At 55.9% G+C, this 15,043-nt stretch carries 16 protein-coding genes; 10 read left to right on the forward strand and 6 right to left on the reverse strand.

The features are described 5' to 3' along the window. Positions 1-242: 242 nt before the first annotated feature. Both ASF13_RS14865 and ASF13_RS14870 read right to left on the reverse strand, forming a co-directional pair. A complete protein-coding gene (locus ASF13_RS14865) occupies positions 243-992 on the reverse strand; it encodes an SDR family oxidoreductase (RefSeq protein ID WP_056238417.1) in 750 nt (249 codons plus the stop codon). A gap of 25 nt (positions 993-1,017) precedes the next feature. Then, the gene (locus ASF13_RS14870; protein ID WP_056237692.1) at positions 1,018-1,980 is read right to left on the reverse strand and encodes an Rpn family recombination-promoting nuclease/putative transposase; all 963 of its coding nucleotides are present in this window, start codon (positions 1,978-1,980) and stop codon (positions 1,018-1,020) included. A 348-nt stretch (positions 1,981-2,328) separates the two neighbouring features. On the opposite strand from ASF13_RS14870, the gene rbsK reads away from it, so the two are divergent. From rbsK to ASF13_RS14885, 3 genes are read left to right on the forward strand one after another with little or no spacing between them, the layout of a single operon-like run. Then, entirely contained in the window at positions 2,329-3,243 is a 915-nt protein-coding gene (gene rbsK / locus ASF13_RS14875) for a ribokinase (protein ID WP_056237694.1), read from the forward strand. An 8-nt stretch (positions 3,244-3,251) separates the two neighbouring features. Next, the gene (gene fucP, locus ASF13_RS14880) at positions 3,252-4,577 is read left to right on the forward strand and encodes an L-fucose:H+ symporter permease (protein WP_056237695.1); all 1,326 of its coding nucleotides are present in this window, start codon (positions 3,252-3,254) and stop codon (positions 4,575-4,577) included. Further along, on the forward strand, positions 4,574-5,593 hold the full coding sequence (locus tag ASF13_RS14885; RefSeq protein ID WP_056237697.1) for an aldose 1-epimerase family protein: 1,020 nt from the start codon (positions 4,574-4,576) through the stop codon (positions 5,591-5,593). The genes fucP and ASF13_RS14885 overlap by 4 nt, the downstream gene beginning before the upstream one ends. Positions 5,594-5,718: 125 nt before the next feature. On the opposite strand, the gene ASF13_RS14890 is transcribed toward ASF13_RS14885, so the two are convergent. Beyond that, entirely contained in the window at positions 5,719-6,051 is a 333-nt protein-coding gene (locus ASF13_RS14890) for a hypothetical protein (RefSeq protein WP_056237699.1), read from the reverse strand. Between the two features lie 260 nt (positions 6,052-6,311). Here ASF13_RS14890 and ASF13_RS14895 point away from each other — a divergent pair, with 260 nt between their 5' ends. The 4 genes from ASF13_RS14895 to ASF13_RS14910 all read left to right on the forward strand — a co-directional run bounded on the left by ASF13_RS14895 (position 6,312) and on the right by ASF13_RS14910 (position 8,950). Beyond that, on the forward strand, positions 6,312-6,926 hold the full coding sequence (locus ASF13_RS14895) for a TetR/AcrR family transcriptional regulator (RefSeq protein WP_056238420.1): 615 nt from the start codon (positions 6,312-6,314) through the stop codon (positions 6,924-6,926). Between the two features lie 113 nt (positions 6,927-7,039). Further along, complete coding sequence (locus ASF13_RS14900) at positions 7,040-8,245, forward strand: diguanylate phosphodiesterase (RefSeq protein WP_056237701.1); 1,206 nt, start codon at positions 7,040-7,042, stop codon at positions 8,243-8,245. 227 nt (positions 8,246-8,472) lie between these two features. Beyond that, entirely contained in the window at positions 8,473-8,706 is a 234-nt protein-coding gene (locus ASF13_RS14905) for a YgdI/YgdR family lipoprotein (RefSeq protein WP_056237702.1), read from the forward strand. A 16-nt stretch (positions 8,707-8,722) separates the two neighbouring features. After that, positions 8,723-8,950 carry a YgdI/YgdR family lipoprotein gene (locus ASF13_RS14910; RefSeq protein WP_056237705.1) on the forward strand — a complete coding sequence of 76 codons (228 nt, stop codon included), beginning with the start codon at positions 8,723-8,725 and terminating at the stop codon, positions 8,948-8,950. Positions 8,951-9,190: 240 nt separating this feature from the next. Here ASF13_RS14910 and ASF13_RS14915 read toward each other — a convergent pair whose 3' ends face one another. Together ASF13_RS14915 and ASF13_RS14920 are read right to left on the reverse strand one after the other, a co-directional pair. Next, the gene (locus ASF13_RS14915; RefSeq protein WP_162237198.1) at positions 9,191-10,603 is read right to left on the reverse strand and encodes a porin family protein; all 1,413 of its coding nucleotides are present in this window, start codon (positions 10,601-10,603) and stop codon (positions 9,191-9,193) included. A 54-nt stretch (positions 10,604-10,657) separates the two neighbouring features. After that, positions 10,658-11,398 carry a Slam-dependent surface lipoprotein gene (locus tag ASF13_RS14920; RefSeq protein WP_056237709.1) on the reverse strand — a complete coding sequence of 247 codons (741 nt, stop codon included), beginning with the start codon at positions 11,396-11,398 and terminating at the stop codon, positions 10,658-10,660. A gap of 310 nt (positions 11,399-11,708) precedes the next feature. On the opposite strand from ASF13_RS14920, the gene ASF13_RS14925 reads away from it, so the two are divergent. Further along, the gene (locus ASF13_RS14925) at positions 11,709-12,305 is read left to right on the forward strand and encodes a cytochrome b (protein WP_072166388.1); all 597 of its coding nucleotides are present in this window, start codon (positions 11,709-11,711) and stop codon (positions 12,303-12,305) included. Between the two features lie 14 nt (positions 12,306-12,319). On the opposite strand, the gene ASF13_RS14930 is transcribed toward ASF13_RS14925, so the two are convergent. After that, the gene (locus ASF13_RS14930) at positions 12,320-13,120 is read right to left on the reverse strand and encodes a glucose 1-dehydrogenase (RefSeq protein WP_056237712.1); all 801 of its coding nucleotides are present in this window, start codon (positions 13,118-13,120) and stop codon (positions 12,320-12,322) included. A gap of 472 nt (positions 13,121-13,592) precedes the next feature. Here ASF13_RS14930 and ASF13_RS14935 point away from each other — a divergent pair, with 472 nt between their 5' ends. Beyond that, positions 13,593-14,207: a hypothetical protein gene (locus ASF13_RS14935; RefSeq protein WP_056237714.1), complete on the forward strand. Its 615-nt coding sequence runs from the start codon at positions 13,593-13,595 to the stop codon at positions 14,205-14,207. Positions 14,208-14,453: 246 nt separating this feature from the next. After that, positions 14,454-15,011, forward strand: coding sequence for a hypothetical protein (locus ASF13_RS14940; RefSeq protein WP_233208890.1), 558 nt, complete (start codon positions 14,454-14,456; stop codon positions 15,009-15,011). Positions 15,012-15,043: the final 32 nt, after the last annotated feature.

Here is a 15,043-nt window from a genome sequence, read left to right on the forward strand (position 1 = left end):
TTTAACAGGAAATGTAAGTAAATGTAAATATGTTGGTTGTCAGAGGGTTAGAGAGGGTTTTAGCCATATTTTTATCTGGGTGTAATCTTAATGATTCAAAAAGGCGTTGATAACGGCGTGGCAGGGGATGTGGCTAACGGGGGAGGTTAACCGGGGCTGGCCGGTTTCAATGCGTGACAGTTACCCGGCCCGCAGATCGGGATGTTACTGTGGCCGAAGCTGACGCCACCTGCCGGGCGGTGTTACCTGCCGCCCGCCAGATCGAGAAAACTCCCGGTGACGTAGGACGCCTTTTCTGACAACAGCCAGGCTATCGCCTGCGCCACCTCTTCCGGCTGGCCGCCGCGCTGCATCGGCAGGCTGGCCTTGACCCGATCAACCCGGCCCGGTTCGCCGCCGTCGGCGTGCATATCGGTATAGATAAAACCGGGCCGTACCGCATTAACGCGGATGCCCTGGGCCGCCACTTCTACCGCCAGGCCGGTGGTCAGCGTATCGATGGCACCTTTTGATGCCGCATAATCAACATATTCATGGGGAGAGCCGAGCCGCGAGGCGGCAGAGGAGACGTTGACGATCGCGCCACCCCGGCCGCCGTGGCGCAGCGCCATTCGTTTAACCGCTTCGCGGGCGCAGAGAAAACTGCCGGTGACGTTGGTGGCGAGCACGGCGTTGATCCGTTGCGCGGTCAGCTGCTCGAGGGTCGCCTGCGGCTTCATCATCGCGGCGTTATTGACCAGCCCGGTCAGTGGCCCCAGCTCGCGATCGATCTGCTGAAACAGCGCTACCACCCGATCCTCCTGCGCGATATCCACCTGCACGGCGATGGCGGTGCCACCGCCGGCACGGATCTGCGCGACGACCTCCTGCGCAGCCTCGTGATTTGACTGATAGCCAATGCAGATATGATGTCCCTCCGCCGCCAGCTGTAGCGCGGTGGCGCGGCCAATACCGCGCGATCCCCCGGTAATTAAGGTGATTTTAGATTGCATCATTCTGGCCCTCAGTCAACCCGGTCTACACGTTCAGTGACAACACATACTCTTTTCTGAACCCGGTTACGCTCATCACTTTTTCTACCGATAAACCGCTGCGAAGTAAAGAAATGGCAACTTCCTTTAACGCTTCGAAATGACCTTCTTCGCGACCTTTTTCACGCCCCTCTTCACGACCTTCTTCACGACCTTCTTCACGACCTGCTTTGAAACCCTTTTCATGGCCGATTGCTTCCAGTTGTTCTGCAATAGTCATCAGTTGCTCCTTGTGTCTGGGTAAGTGTTCTGCCAGTCGGCGTACAAAGGCTGCCGCATCATCGGCGCTTCCCGCCTGCAGAATGTAGTGGGTTAGCGATAAGAACAGCGCTTCGTCAGTACTTTCATCACGTAGCGCGTCAATCAGAGTATCCAGTTTTTCTGACAAGTTTTGTTTCCGAATATGCTTTTGGATCAACATCAGTGCAGAAAGTGGGCCATGTTGTAGCATTTCTTCATCCGGAATCACGGTGACGTCAACCAGTGGAAAAATGCCGTTGTAAAGCTCTGACGCCAGCGCGGGGTCATCAAACTCCTCAGCCCATTCGAGCGGGCCGGGGTAGGGCGACTCGCGACCGTTGTAATAGAGCACCGGCACCACCAGAGGCAGCGTTCGGTGACCAGTATCCAGATGTTTCTTCATTGCGGCGATGGCATAACGCATCATTCTGAACGCCATCAGGCGGTCGGGTGAGCTCTGATGCTCGATCAGCACATAAATGTAGCCTTCGCCGTTGCTGGTGCGCAGGCTATAGAGAATGTCGCAAAAGTACAGGCTGAGTTCGTCCGCAATAAACGAGTCTGGCTCCCGACGGAGCGTGCTGAGATCGCAGTTTTCCAGCAACGCCGGCGGTAAATAGTGTTGAATAAAATCCCGGGCGATTTCAGGCCGTGAAAGGAACTGCCGAAAGATGGCGTCATGGGGTGAAGTGGTCCGTTTATGTCTCATCAAAGGCTCCTTTTTTTTAGTGTCTATGTGGAGTCTATTGGAGTTATATGGAAATAAATATCCGTAAAAAGTCCATTATGGCTTGATACCTTCGTTATTGAGCACGTCATGACAGATACCGGTATAAGTCAACCCTGCCGACTATCCTCGGTCTCCCGGCAGTTTTCGTATGATCCCTACAGAATGAGATGTTGTTAGAATTCTCACATTTCACTTTCTCTGCACTCAGACTATTTCTCTAATTCACTGGTTTATCAGTGGCGATCTCTGTCACAAATCTCACATCTCATCGTTGTCGTTGTGATTTTAATAACATTTAATGGGAAAAATTTCGCACGGAGAGAAATGATGTCTGTCGCTGTTATCGGTTCCAATATGGTCGATCTGATCACCTACACTAATACCCTGCCAAAAGCCGGGGAAACGCTGGAAGCGCCCGATTTTGCGCTGGGCTGCGGCGGCAAGGGCGCTAACCAGGCGGTGGCCGCCGCGAAGCTGGGCGCGGAGGTGATGATGGTCAGTAAGGTGGGGGAGGATCTGTTTGCCGCCAACACGGTTGCCAACCTGCAGCGCTACGGCATCAACACGGCGCACGTGACCGTTGCCGCCGGCACCTCCAGCGGCGTGGCGCCGATATTCGTTGACGATCGCTCACAGAACCGCATTCTGATTATCAAAGGTGCTAACGCCCGGCTGGCCCCGGCGGATATTGACGCGGCGGCTGAGCAACTCAAACGTTGCCGGTTAATCGTCCTGCAGCTGGAGATCCCGCTGGCCACCGTCTATTACGCCATCGATTTCGCCCGCCGGCACGGCATTCAAATTATCCTCAACCCGGCCCCGGCCGTCGCCGGGCTGGATATCGATTACGCCTGCCAGTGCGACTTCTTTATGCCGAATGAGACCGAGCTGGAGATCCTCACCGGCCTGCCGGTTGAAACGGAAGAACAGGTGCTGCACGCCGGACAGACGCTGCTGGCGCGCGGGCTGAAAAACCTGATTATCACCCTCGGCGGCCGCGGTTCGGTGTGGATGCACGGCGACAGGGTGCACCGCGAAGCGCCGGTGCCGGTGCAGGCCGTCGACACCAGCGGCGCGGGCGATGCCTTTATCGGCTGCTTTGCTCACGGGCTGATGCAGCACGGCGACGTGGCGCAGGCGATGCGGTCAGCCTCCGCTTACGCCGCCCTCAGCGTCACCGGTCGCGGAACCCAGTCTTCGTATCCTGATGCCACGACCTTTCATCGCTTCCTTAACGCCTGAGGTTTACCATGCACACGAACATTGTCCAGCAGCCCGACGGTTATCTGAATAAGACGCCGCTGTTGCAGTTTATCCTGCTGTCGTGCCTGTTTCCGCTGTGGGGCTGCGCGGCCAGCCTGAATGATATTCTTATTACCCAGTTTAAAAGCGTGTTCGAACTCAGCGACTTTGCCAGCGCGCTGGTGCAGAGCGCCTTCTACGGCGGCTACTTCCTGATCGCCATCCCGGCCTCGCTGGTGATCCGCAGCAGCAGCTATAAAATCGCCATCCTGATCGGGCTGGCGCTGTATATCGCTGGCTGCGTGATGTTCTACCCGGCCTCGCATATGGCGACCTACACCATGTTCCTGGCGGCGATTTTTGCTATCGCCATCGGCCTGAGTTTTCTGGAAACGGCGGCCAATACCTACAGCTCGATGATTGGTCACCGCGATCACGCCACGCTGCGCCTTAACATCAGCCAGACCTTCTACCCGGTCGGCGCGCTGATGGGCATCGTGCTGGGCAAGTATCTGGTGTTTCAGGAGGGCGACAGCCTGGAGAGCCAGATGGCCGGCATGAACCCGGAACAGCTGCACCAGTTCCGCCTGAGCATGCTGGAGCACACGCTGGAGCCGTATAAGTACCTGGTGATGGTACTGGTGGTGGTGATGGTGCTGTTCCTGCTGACCCGCTACCCGCACTGCAAACCGCAGAGCGTTAACAACAAACGCCCGGGGCTGGGTGAAACCTTCCGCTACCTGGCGAAAAACCGCCACTTTAAACGCGGCATCGTGGCCCAGTTCCTCTACGTGGGGATGCAGGTGGCGGTCTGGTCGTTCACCATTCGCCTGGCGCTGACGCTGGGGGCAGAGAACGAACGTCACGCCTCGAACTACATGATCTACAGCTTTATCGGCTTCTTTATCGGTAAGTTCGTCGCGAACTTCCTGATGACCCGCTTCCGGGCGGAGAAGGTGCTGATCGCCTATTCGATAGCGGGCGTGGCCACGCTGCTCTACGTGATGCTGGTGCCTAACTTTACCGCGGTCTATGCGGCGGTGCTGGTCAGCGTGCTGTTCGGACCCTGCTGGGCGACCATTTACGCCGGTACGCTGGCAACGGTGGACAATAAGTATACCGAAGTGGCCGGGGCCTTTATCGTGATGGCGATCGTCGGCGCCGCCGTGATCCCTGCGGTACAGGGGCTGGTGTCGGATTCTCTCGGCTCGATGCAGCTGGCGTTTGGCGTGTCGCTGCTGTGCTTCGCCTGGGTCGGGGCCTTCTTCTACGGCGAGCTGCGTCATAAAAAGCCGGGTGCTGCCGCCGTTAACGCCGTGGAGGCCACACGATGAAAACGATTCTGCCTTTACACGCTGCCCTGTTCGCTGAAACACCGCGGGTGCTGCTGAGTAACGACGCGTTCAGCGTTGAGCTGTTCCGTTATCCGTCCGGTATTGAAGCGGTGAAGCTTATTAACTGCCGCGGTACGGTAACCGTGCTGCCGTTTTACGGTCAGATGGTCTGGGACGCCAGCTTCGACGGGCACACCCTGACCATGGGCAGCGGCTTTAAGCAGCCGCTGCCGGGTAAAGATATCGTCGACACCTACGGCTGTTTCGCCTTCCACTCCGGGCTGCTGGCCAACGGCTGCCCGTCTCCGCAGGACAGCCACCCGCTGCATGGAGAGATGGCCTGCGCGCGGATGGACAGCGCCTGGATTGAGCTGGAAGAGGGGGCGCTGACGCTGCGCGGTGAAGTCGAGTATATCAAGGGCTTCGGGCACCGCTACCGTGCGGAGCCGGCGGTGACGCTGCTGGCCGGGCGGCCACGGCTGCGCATGACCATGGCGGTGACCAACCTCTCCGGCAACCCGATGCCGCTGCAGTACATGTGCCACATGAACTACGCCTGGGTGGCCGGGGGCCACTTCAGCCAGAGCATCCCGGAGGGCGCATTCCGGCTCCGAACCTCGGTGCCTGCGCACGTGCGCCCGACGCCGCAGTGGCAGGCGTATACCCGCCAGCTGGCTGAGAAGCCCGAGGGGTTCGACGGGCTGCACCGGCCGGAGATGTGTGACCCGGAGATCGTCTTTTTCGCCGACGACCTGCCGCAGTACGGTGAACAGGTGACTTTCAGCCTGATCTCGCCGCAGGGCTACGGGTTCTCTACCACCTTCGACACCGCGCAGTTCAGCCACGCCACCCGCTGGCTGCTGCACAATGCCGATCAGCAGGTGGCGGCATTCGTGTTGCCCGCCACCTGCCGGCCGGAAGGCTACCTGGCGGCAGAACGCGCCGGAACGCTGCTGACGCTGGCGCCCGGAGAATCCCGGCAGTTTGAGGTGGAGACCGGGTTAACCGAGGCGTAAATCCGCTACCGCCGGCGGGCTGACAGCTGCGTCAGCCGCCGGCATTTTCTGACGCTAACCGGCAGTGCAGTGGGACAGGGCACACCTTCACACCGCAAGGCATGAACGGATAACCTCAGAGGAAGTTACAATCCTGCCTGCATCCGCCGACGGCAGGTTTCCGCATCCAGATTCGCCGCCCGCTGCTCGTCGGGCGTCAGGGTCTGCCAGACGCCAGCGACTTTTTTACCGAGGTCGGGAATATATTCGGTTCTGTGCAGCGCGTAATCGGCATTACCGTCTTCTATCACCCGCTGCATATCCTGAACAAACTGACGACTGTCATCGTGAGAAATCGTGCAAAAAACGGCGGCGTACCAGGCTTTATCTTCAGCAGAGTGGTGCGGAATTAACCACCAGCCCAGCAGGGCGCAACATAGCAGAGCCGGTATAACAATACGAAAATTAAACAATGACATAATTAAACCTGAATTAAAAAAAGAGTCGCCGGCCTGAATAAATAAGGTTCATCAGCGGGCTGATGATGTTTAATTCTACAACAGCAGCGATGCGGCAGCACTATATCATAGTGAGAATAGCGGGAAAAAATAATGATAGCCGGCACCGTCCCGTAATTAGGTGACGGTCGCCCACGCCGCACCGCCGGTAAAATCTGGCTGAATCTCCAGCACAAGTACGTTATCATCGCCACATTAAACGACATAAAAGAGCCGCGATGATGAATACACCGCAGAAACCGCCAGCCAGCAGAGATCGGGGGCGCCCGCGGGAGTTTGACACCGATCTTGCGCTGGACAGCGCGATGCTGGTTTTTCGTCAGAAGGGCTATCACGCCGCATCCATTGCCGATCTCAGCGAGGCAATGGGGTTAACGGCAGGCAGCATTTATAAGGCGTTTAAAGACAAGCGCACGCTGTTTCAGACCGTATTCGAACGCTATATTTATCATCGCGGTAAAGATCTGCGTGGTCGGCTGGACCGCTATACCAGTGGCCGGGAAAAACTGGCCGAACTGCTGCAGTTCTATCTGGACTCGGCGCGGGAAGTTGAAGGGCGTCGCGGCTGCCTGGTGGTGGGCAGCGCGGTCGGGCTGCAGGTGTTTGACGATGAGCTGGCCGGGCAGATTCGCCAGGCCGTATTACGCAACAAAAGCTTCCTCACTTCGCTGATCCGTCTTGGACAGGAGGATGGCTCGATCGCCGCGGAAATCGCCGCCGGGACGGCCGCCGGGCTGATTCTGTGCATGATTTTTGGTATGCGGGTGGTGGGAAAAATTGAAGACAACCCGGACGAGTCAGACACCATCCAGATGGCATTAAAAATACTGAACTGAGAAACAAACCACGCGCTGCGTCAGGCTGAAAAGCGGGGGCTGAATTAGATTTTTCGCTGTATAATGTGTTGTGCATCGGGCGTCCGTTGCGTCACGTACAATGGAAAGTAACTATGCTAACGACCCTTATCTACCGAAGCGATCTGCATCATGACTTGTCCGCCGATTCATTAAAAAAATTGATTGAACGTGCGCGCAGTAATAATGAAAGTGTGTCGGTTACCGGGATATTGTTATTCGACGGGCGGACGTTTTTCCAGATTCTGGAAGGCCCGCGCGAGTCGGTCAACGCCACTTATCATCGGATCTGCCGCGACGACCGTCATAATAATTTCACCCTGCTGCTGCGTGATTACGCGCCTCAGCGCCGCTTCGGTCTGACCGGGATGGAGATCTACGATCTGAGAAACGCCGACCGGGCTGACGTTTTTAGCGCCATTCTGCCGCAGCGCAGTTTTACTTCGTCGCAGACCTATGAAGACCGGCCGATACGTTTTCTGCGCTCTTTTCTGGAAGATAAAAACAGAAGCAGCTACGTCAGAGTGGCACCGGTCAGCAAGGATGATTTTTATCAGCAGGCCATTCCGCTGCATGATGAGCGGAATATCTGCCCCGCCAGCCGGCGCTGGACGTTTGCTTTCCAGCCGATCGTCGACACCGTCGAAAAAAAGGTCATCGCGTTTGAAGCGCTAATCAGAAGCCCGTCGGGCGGCTCGCCGCAGGATCTGTTCAGCAGCATGGCCAAAGATGAATTATACGAAGTAGATTTACTCTCCAAAGAATCGGCGTTTATTCGCGCAAAACAGATCGGTCTGGTAAACCGCAAGGTCTCGGTGAATCTGTTGCCTGGTTCGCTGGTCAGCCTGCCCGATGGTGTCGATCGCCTGCTGGCGCTGGTCGCCGCCGCGGGACTGGTGCCGGAACAGGTGGTGGTTGAAGTGACGGAGGATGAGATCATCTCCAACTTCACCGAGTTTCAGGTGGCGATTGATAAGCTGAAAGCGGCGGGGATCAGCCTGGCGATCGATGACTTTGGTGCCGGCTTTGCCGGCCTGTCGCTGCTGTCGCAGTTCCAGCCGGACAAGCTGAAAATCGATAGAAAAATTATCACCGGCATCCACCGTAGCGGCGCGAGGCAGGCGATCGTGCAGGCGATCCTTAACTGCTGTGCGTCGCTGGAGATCACCGTAATTGTGGAAGGTGTGGAACAGGTGGAAGAGTGGGCCTGGCTGCAGGCGGCAGGCGCGCGTTACTTCCAGGGGTTCCTGTTTGCCCGGCCGGCACTGAGCGGTGAAATGATTGTTCACTGGCCCGGCTAAGCCATACTCCTGTCACCTGAGCGAGGCGTCATCCACGACGCCCCGTCGCAGCGTTGTTTCTCAAAGCACCCGCAACTCAACGCCTTTTTCCTCGCACTGTGAATACCGTTTTCCCGCATCATTCGCACTCTATCCAGATGCGCAAATATGCTGTTTTCCAGCAGAATGAAAAAATTAGTCTATGCTTTACAGGTCAGTTAAGATTTATTCCACTACAGGGAGTCATTATGAAGTCCAGAATAGCTACTGCGGTATTCCTTACGTCACTATCGCTGATAGCGTTGACGGGATGTTCATCTAATCAGTCGATCAGGACCACCGACGGCCGCACCATCGTCACCGACGGAAAGCCACAGATTGATAATGAAACCGGGCTGGTTTCCTATAAAGATGCCCAGAGCGGAAAAACCGAGCAAATTAACCGCGATCGGATTTCAAATATGAGTGAACTTGATAACTGAGTGAAGGAGAGGGGCAATGAATAAAACTGTGATGACTATTGCTGCGGCCATCGTGGCCTGCACGGCGTTAAGCGGCTGTACCCGTACCAGTTATGCTATCCATACCAACGACGGGCGCACCATCGTCAGCGACGGCAAACCGACCAAATCGGAAACCGGGCTGTTAGGTTACAAAGACGCCAACGGCGTCAAGCAGCAGATTAACCAGTCTGATGTGAAAGAAGTGTCGGAAATTCCACACTGAGAAGAATAAGCCGCCGGAAGGCGGCTTTATTAACTGGCCGTCTGGCTGACGATTTTATCCATGCTGCGCTGCCCTCAGGTTTCGCTTACACCCCGCTGGTACTGGCTTAAGCTGACCGGCTGCAGTTAAGTTAAAGTACGGGCTATCCTCCTCTCAACGAGATCTGAGACGACAGGCAGACCGTCTTCATGACGGATAAGCGTTAATTGTTTTGTTTTCAGATAATATTGTTGCTCGCGTTTAAAATTGCTTATCCACTGACAGCGTAATGCTGTGCTGGCGATAGCTGTAAAAATCGATATTGCTGTTAACCCGCTTCTCACTGAAGTTCAGCTTTGGCATCAGCCCGAGGAAATGCAGGTCGCGATGCCAGACGGCAAGGTGGTAAAACTGTTCGTCATCGCGGCGGCGCACGGTGAAGATATCGCTGTCCGCCTCATAGTTGCGTTGTGAAAATGCGCCCAGTGCAGAAAACGAGATCTTCCACGGCAAATCAACCTGTACCGCCGCCCGCACGCCGGCGCGGTGATTGCTTTCACTCGCTGTGCTGGTTTGCTGCTCGAGGAGATCCACGCCGCCGGACAGCGCAACGCGCGGGTTCAGCGCATGGGAAAGCGTGGTTGAAGCATAGCGCGTATAGCCGCGCAGAAAATCATAGTCCTGATTGTCGTAGCCCATCTTCTGATATTCCAGTGCCTGGCTGACCTGCCATTTGGGCGATATCAGATAGCTGTATTCCAGCCGGACTCCGGGGCCGGAAGAGTAGGCGTCCGTTCCGTACCAGCGTTTCTCAAAAAACGGCAGCGCGGCGAACTGCTGGCGGAAGTTGCGCCACAGATATCCCGCATAAATCCGGCTGGTAATATCGTCGTAATCATGGTTATTCCAGTAGTCTTTACCGTAGACGGTGCCCAGAAAGCGCAGGCTGTGCTGATCGTAGAGAGGTAAATCCTTTTGCAGTGCCGCGCTGAACGACACGCCTTCTCCACGCTGGGGGAAACTGTCTTTATTACGGATAAATTCCCGGTTACCAATGCGAATAGTGTCTCCGGACGAAGCGTTATTCACGTTGCTGTCGTTCAGATAGCTCAGGTTAATACTGCCGCTCAGCGAACCCTTTTTCTGCATCCGCTCCAGATACTGAGCGATGATGTGCTGAACGTTATCCGGTGGACTGGTCTGCAGCACCCGGCGGAAGTGATACTGCGCAACATCCACCTGATTATTTTCATACAGGGTGCGCGCCAGTTCCAGACGCACGGCGGCCAGCTCGGGATGTTCACTCAGGATGGCCCGGTAGCGTGCAATAGCCAGCGCGTGGTGGCCTTCGCTGCGCGCCAGCCCGGCACCGGCGAACAGCACCAGGGTCGCATCGGGATGCGGCGTGGCGGCATACACCGGCAATATTTCACGCACGACTGCCCATCTGCCCTGGGTGACGGCGCCGTCGAGCAGGGCTTTCGCCAGTTCAGGACGGGCAACAAGATCCCGGTTGGTGATGTGCTGCGTATCAGCGCGATGGCTTTCTGCGGGTTGCTTAGAGAGGCGATCTAAATGGCTGGCAGCAGGGAGGTAGCGGGTTTCCGGCGGAGCGGCGAAAACGCAGCTGCACGGCCACAGCAGCAGAGATGCCACTAAAACGGGAACTTTCATCACGGGGATCACCATCACTGGAAAACCGGCCAGACGGGCTGGCCGGAAAGCGCGTTACTGTTTTGTGGCACCGAAGGCGGTGTTTTTGCTGGTGTCAGTAAACTGTGCCACGCCGGCCAGTTCTTCTGCTGCGGGGCCCATAAAGTGGCCGATAAAGGTGCCTTTTTCTCCCCCGGACTGTGCATCACCGCTGAAACCGCCGTTGGAAATTTTGCCCTGCATCGCCACCTCACTGCCGAAGTTATCCGCTTCCACTGGGGTAAGCGTACCGCTGATGGTTTTGCTGGCGAAATCGACGTTGAAGCTGGCATCACCGCGTTCGGTTCCGCGCAGCGCGGTACCGGTATAGCTCGCTGAACCCTGCGTCGGCACGCTGGCGGTCGCGGTGGCTTCACCGGTGTAGAAGACCTCATGCTTATCAGTATCGTAGTTCGTCCATGTACCAAAGGTGGTGTAGCTCATACTGCCGCAACACCAGGAGGTAGAGGTGACTCGCGTATTGTCGGCACGGACTAAAATTTCATTACGAACGCCGCTAACGAACACGCCGCCGCCGCGCATCACATATTCACGACCATCCGGCGTCGTGTAGGTGTAACCGTCCAGTTTGCCGCCGCTGGCATAACTCGTCGCCGGGGTCGTTGGCAGAGCGGGTGTGGTACTGGTGTTATCATCGGTCTGAACCGGTGAGGTTGTTACCGGCGGTTCGCTGTCGCCGCCACCGCCGCCGCCGCCACCACCGCATGCGGTTAGCGCAATCACTGACAGTAACAGGGTCGATTTAATGTTAAGCATGAAAAAATCCCTCTTAATGAAAAACGTATCTTTTCCTAATAATTTGACGCTATAAGTTACACAAAATTTCGGTTTTTTTACTCAACTTATGCCTGAATTGAGGGTTTATAGGAATTTTCTTATCACTACCGGTAAGCAATCAGCGTTATTACCTTTGCGCTCTCAGGCGGGTTTATCTTATCGTTGACGTCTGTTCGTCCGCCCGGTAGCCCTGTGAATACAGGCTTAACCGCTGACGTTGATGGTATTCCATACGCATGGAATGACGTGGTGTAATTTCGCAATAAGCCAAATCAGAAGGGGAGAGGGAATGACGGTGAAAACCCTGGAGCGGCGCTCCGGTGGCAGGGGGATGGATACGCCCGCACGCTACGGTCTGGTCAGCCGCGTGCTGCACTGGGGGATGGCTTATCTGCTGCTCTGGCAGTTTGTGATGGTGTTCAGCTGGCGGGCCTTTGGCGACTCCGCTGTCGTTGACTGGCTGGTGCGGATGGGGCCCAGTCACGGCACGGTCGGTCTGCTGACGCTTGCCTTCGTTGTCGTGCGGGCCGCCTGGGTTCTCGTCAACCGCCGCCGCCGCCCGCCCCGCGTATCCGGATGGCCGGGTGCCGTCGGCCAGGCCGTTCACGTGGCGTTCTACCTCCTGATGCTGGCGATCCCCGCGATTGCCCTGCTGCGCGCCTACGGGAACGGAGAGGGCTGGAGCCCCTGGGGCATTGCGCTGATCCCGAAAACCGGCGTCGAAGTCAGCTGGATGGTGGCGCCGGCCAACGCGCTGCACAGCCCGCTGTCATGGCTGCTCTGCGGCCTGATCGCCGTACATATCCTTGCCGCGTTGTACCATCGCCTGATCCTGCGCGATGGTGTTCTGGGGAGAATGGCGGGGTTACGTAAGGCGCAGAAGTAACCGAGGGCAAGGGGCTAACCATTGCCGCGAAACTCCGGATAGAGCGTCATGCCGCCATCGACAAACAGCGTGGTGCCGTGCACGTAGTCGGAGAGGTCGCTGGCCAGCCACAGCACCGCGTTAGCGATATCCTGCGGTTCACCGATGCGGCCGTAGGGGATCAGCTTTAACAACGCCTTCGCCGCGTCGCCCTGGGTGGCATCGACGTTGATCGCGGTGGCGATCGCGCCGGGGGCGACGGCGTTGACCCGGATACGCTCTTCACCGATCTCCTGCGCCAGGCTGCGCATCAGCAGGTCGATGCCGCCTTTGGAGGCCGCGTAGTTCACGTGGCCCGCCCACGGGATCAGCTGGTGCACCGAACTCATATGAATGATTTTTCCGCGAGCCCGCCCGGCGGACGGGCGTTCGCCCTGCTGACGGAACTGGCGCACCGCCGCCCGCGCGCAGAGAAACTGCCCGGTCAGGTTGACGTCAATCACCGTATTCCACTGCTCCAGCGTCATCTCAGCGATGGCGGCGTCGCGCTGCAGGCCAGAGTTGGCTACCAGGATATCCAGCCCGCCAAACCGATCCACGGTCTGCTGAAACAGGCGCTCCACGTCGGATTCCTTCGCCACGTCGCCGGCAAGGGCAATTGCCTGGCCGCCGTTAGCCGTAATCTGCTGCGCCAGCTGCACGGCCGGCTCCGCGTTTCGGTTATAGTTGATCGCCACCGCGGCCCCGGCGGCGGCCAGCGTCCCGGCGCAGCCGTAGCCGATGCCGGAGCTGGCACCGGTGATTAATGCCACCTGGCCGTTAAGTGAAAGTTGCATAAGCGTGCCTCCTGACAATGGGTGTCCACCAGTAAATTAATGTAGAACACCCGGTGAGGGTTGCCAGCATCATCGGGCTCCTGGCGCGCTAACGTATTGAATGTCCGCTATGCGGTTATGCTTTTTTACAGTTTTGGATACACTGCGATGGAGTAAACGCAATCAGGTATATTTTCATTTAGGGAATTTCATATCTGAAATATCCCTTTATTGCGGATATCTGGCATTGTCATGGTTATTTCACCGCTGTACTGATACATCAGGAGCCGCAGTTTCCGGTTATCTGTACGCACCTGAAACATCCCACTGCGTTTTTAACACGCCCTTGACATATAATGGTCTGCTGAATATAAATATGAGCCCGACGACGACACATGAACATGCACTGAAAGGGATGATAGTGTTAGCATAATAACTCAGAGATCACCTCTGTGCAGCAATAATTCAGTTAACTAACTATAACGGTACGTAAATGAAAAGAAATCTGTTTGTCCTGCTGCCTGCAACATTTATAGCCCTGCCTTTTTTGCTTAATCCGGCCAGTGCTGCCCATCCTGTTCACCCGGTAGACGTAAGATCTTTCGACGTGGCAGGCGTGAAGAGTGGTATGAGCGTTGAAGAAGCGCGAAGCGCAATGCAGAAGAACTTCGGGGTCTCAGCCGATAAAATTGTCGCTTCTGACTCAATGGATTATCAGACACCGACGGTGATCACGGGCAGCAAGCAAGTGATGTATCTTGTCTACGAAAACGACGGCACCAGAATGCAGGTAAGTTTTCAGCCACGCGTTCCTTATAATAAGATAAATCCTATGGCAGCGGATTTAATTAGCTATGAAATACCCTGGGCAAATGAAAATCAGGAAGCAATGAAAAAAGCTGCTCTCGCAAAATATGGTCCGGTCTCAATAAGCAGCATGTATCCATTATGGTGTGAAAAACCGATCCCCGGGACGGGTATGGGGTGCGAATCAGGTTCTGCCCAGCTGGAGCAAAGCAGCACAAAAATCACCCTGACCGATCCGGCCTGGCAAAATGCCGTTATCAAATACATGGATGAGAAAAAAACCACAAAGCCACAGTTTTGATTTTCCTCCTCGCTCAGCATGGGCTTTCCCTGCAGCAGGGGGAGTCCACGTGCTGGACAGATCCTGACGGGAGTTATATTAGGAAATGTCTTAAAAACTAAGTTAATCAATTCAGGCTGAATGAAATGTCAGGCGTTAACACAGTATTCTTCACTCTGTTGAACAGGTCTTTCACTGTATTACGACAGGGGCGTCATTTTATTATCGCATCCACTGAAAATTAACTATAAATATGAGAGTTACTGAATGGGCTTAAATAATATCTCAAAAATCGCAACCGCACTCAGTTTTGCAGTGGCGATTGGCTGCACTATAAACGTAGCTTCAGCTGCCAACGTTGACGCAACTGAAAAATCAGCCGCCAGTAGTGAAACTGTCTCCTTGCTTGACGGAAAGCAGCTGTTCAGCCTGCAAGGCTATGTGGTTCAGCCTGTTCCCGGCGGCGCGCCTGGCAACATGTATGTCAACAAACAGGCTAAGCGCGTGCTGATCGTCAATGAAGATGAAAAACCGCTGATTGCCCGTGGTGGCAGTGACAAAGATTTTCTGGATGGCATGAAGTCCATCAAAGATAAGCAGAAGGAATCTTCTCCCTCTTACACCGTGCTGAGTGAAAAAACGGAGAACGTCAAGGGGCTTGAGGTTTACCACGTTGAAGCGACCAGCAATATGGGGGGTAACGAAGTGCAGCAGGCCACCCTGATTGCCGTTGCCGGGAAAAAATTCTCTGTTATCCAGATCATTTCAAATTACCGGGATAAGGCCGGGCATGTTGCTGCGGTGAATAATATTCTGGGAAAATAAGCTGAAAGCCCTGGCTGGTGAGTGACGTTCAT

The sequence above is a fragment of the Erwinia sp. Leaf53 genome (assembly GCF_001422605.1).
Taxonomy (GTDB): domain Bacteria; phylum Pseudomonadota; class Gammaproteobacteria; order Enterobacterales; family Enterobacteriaceae; genus Erwinia.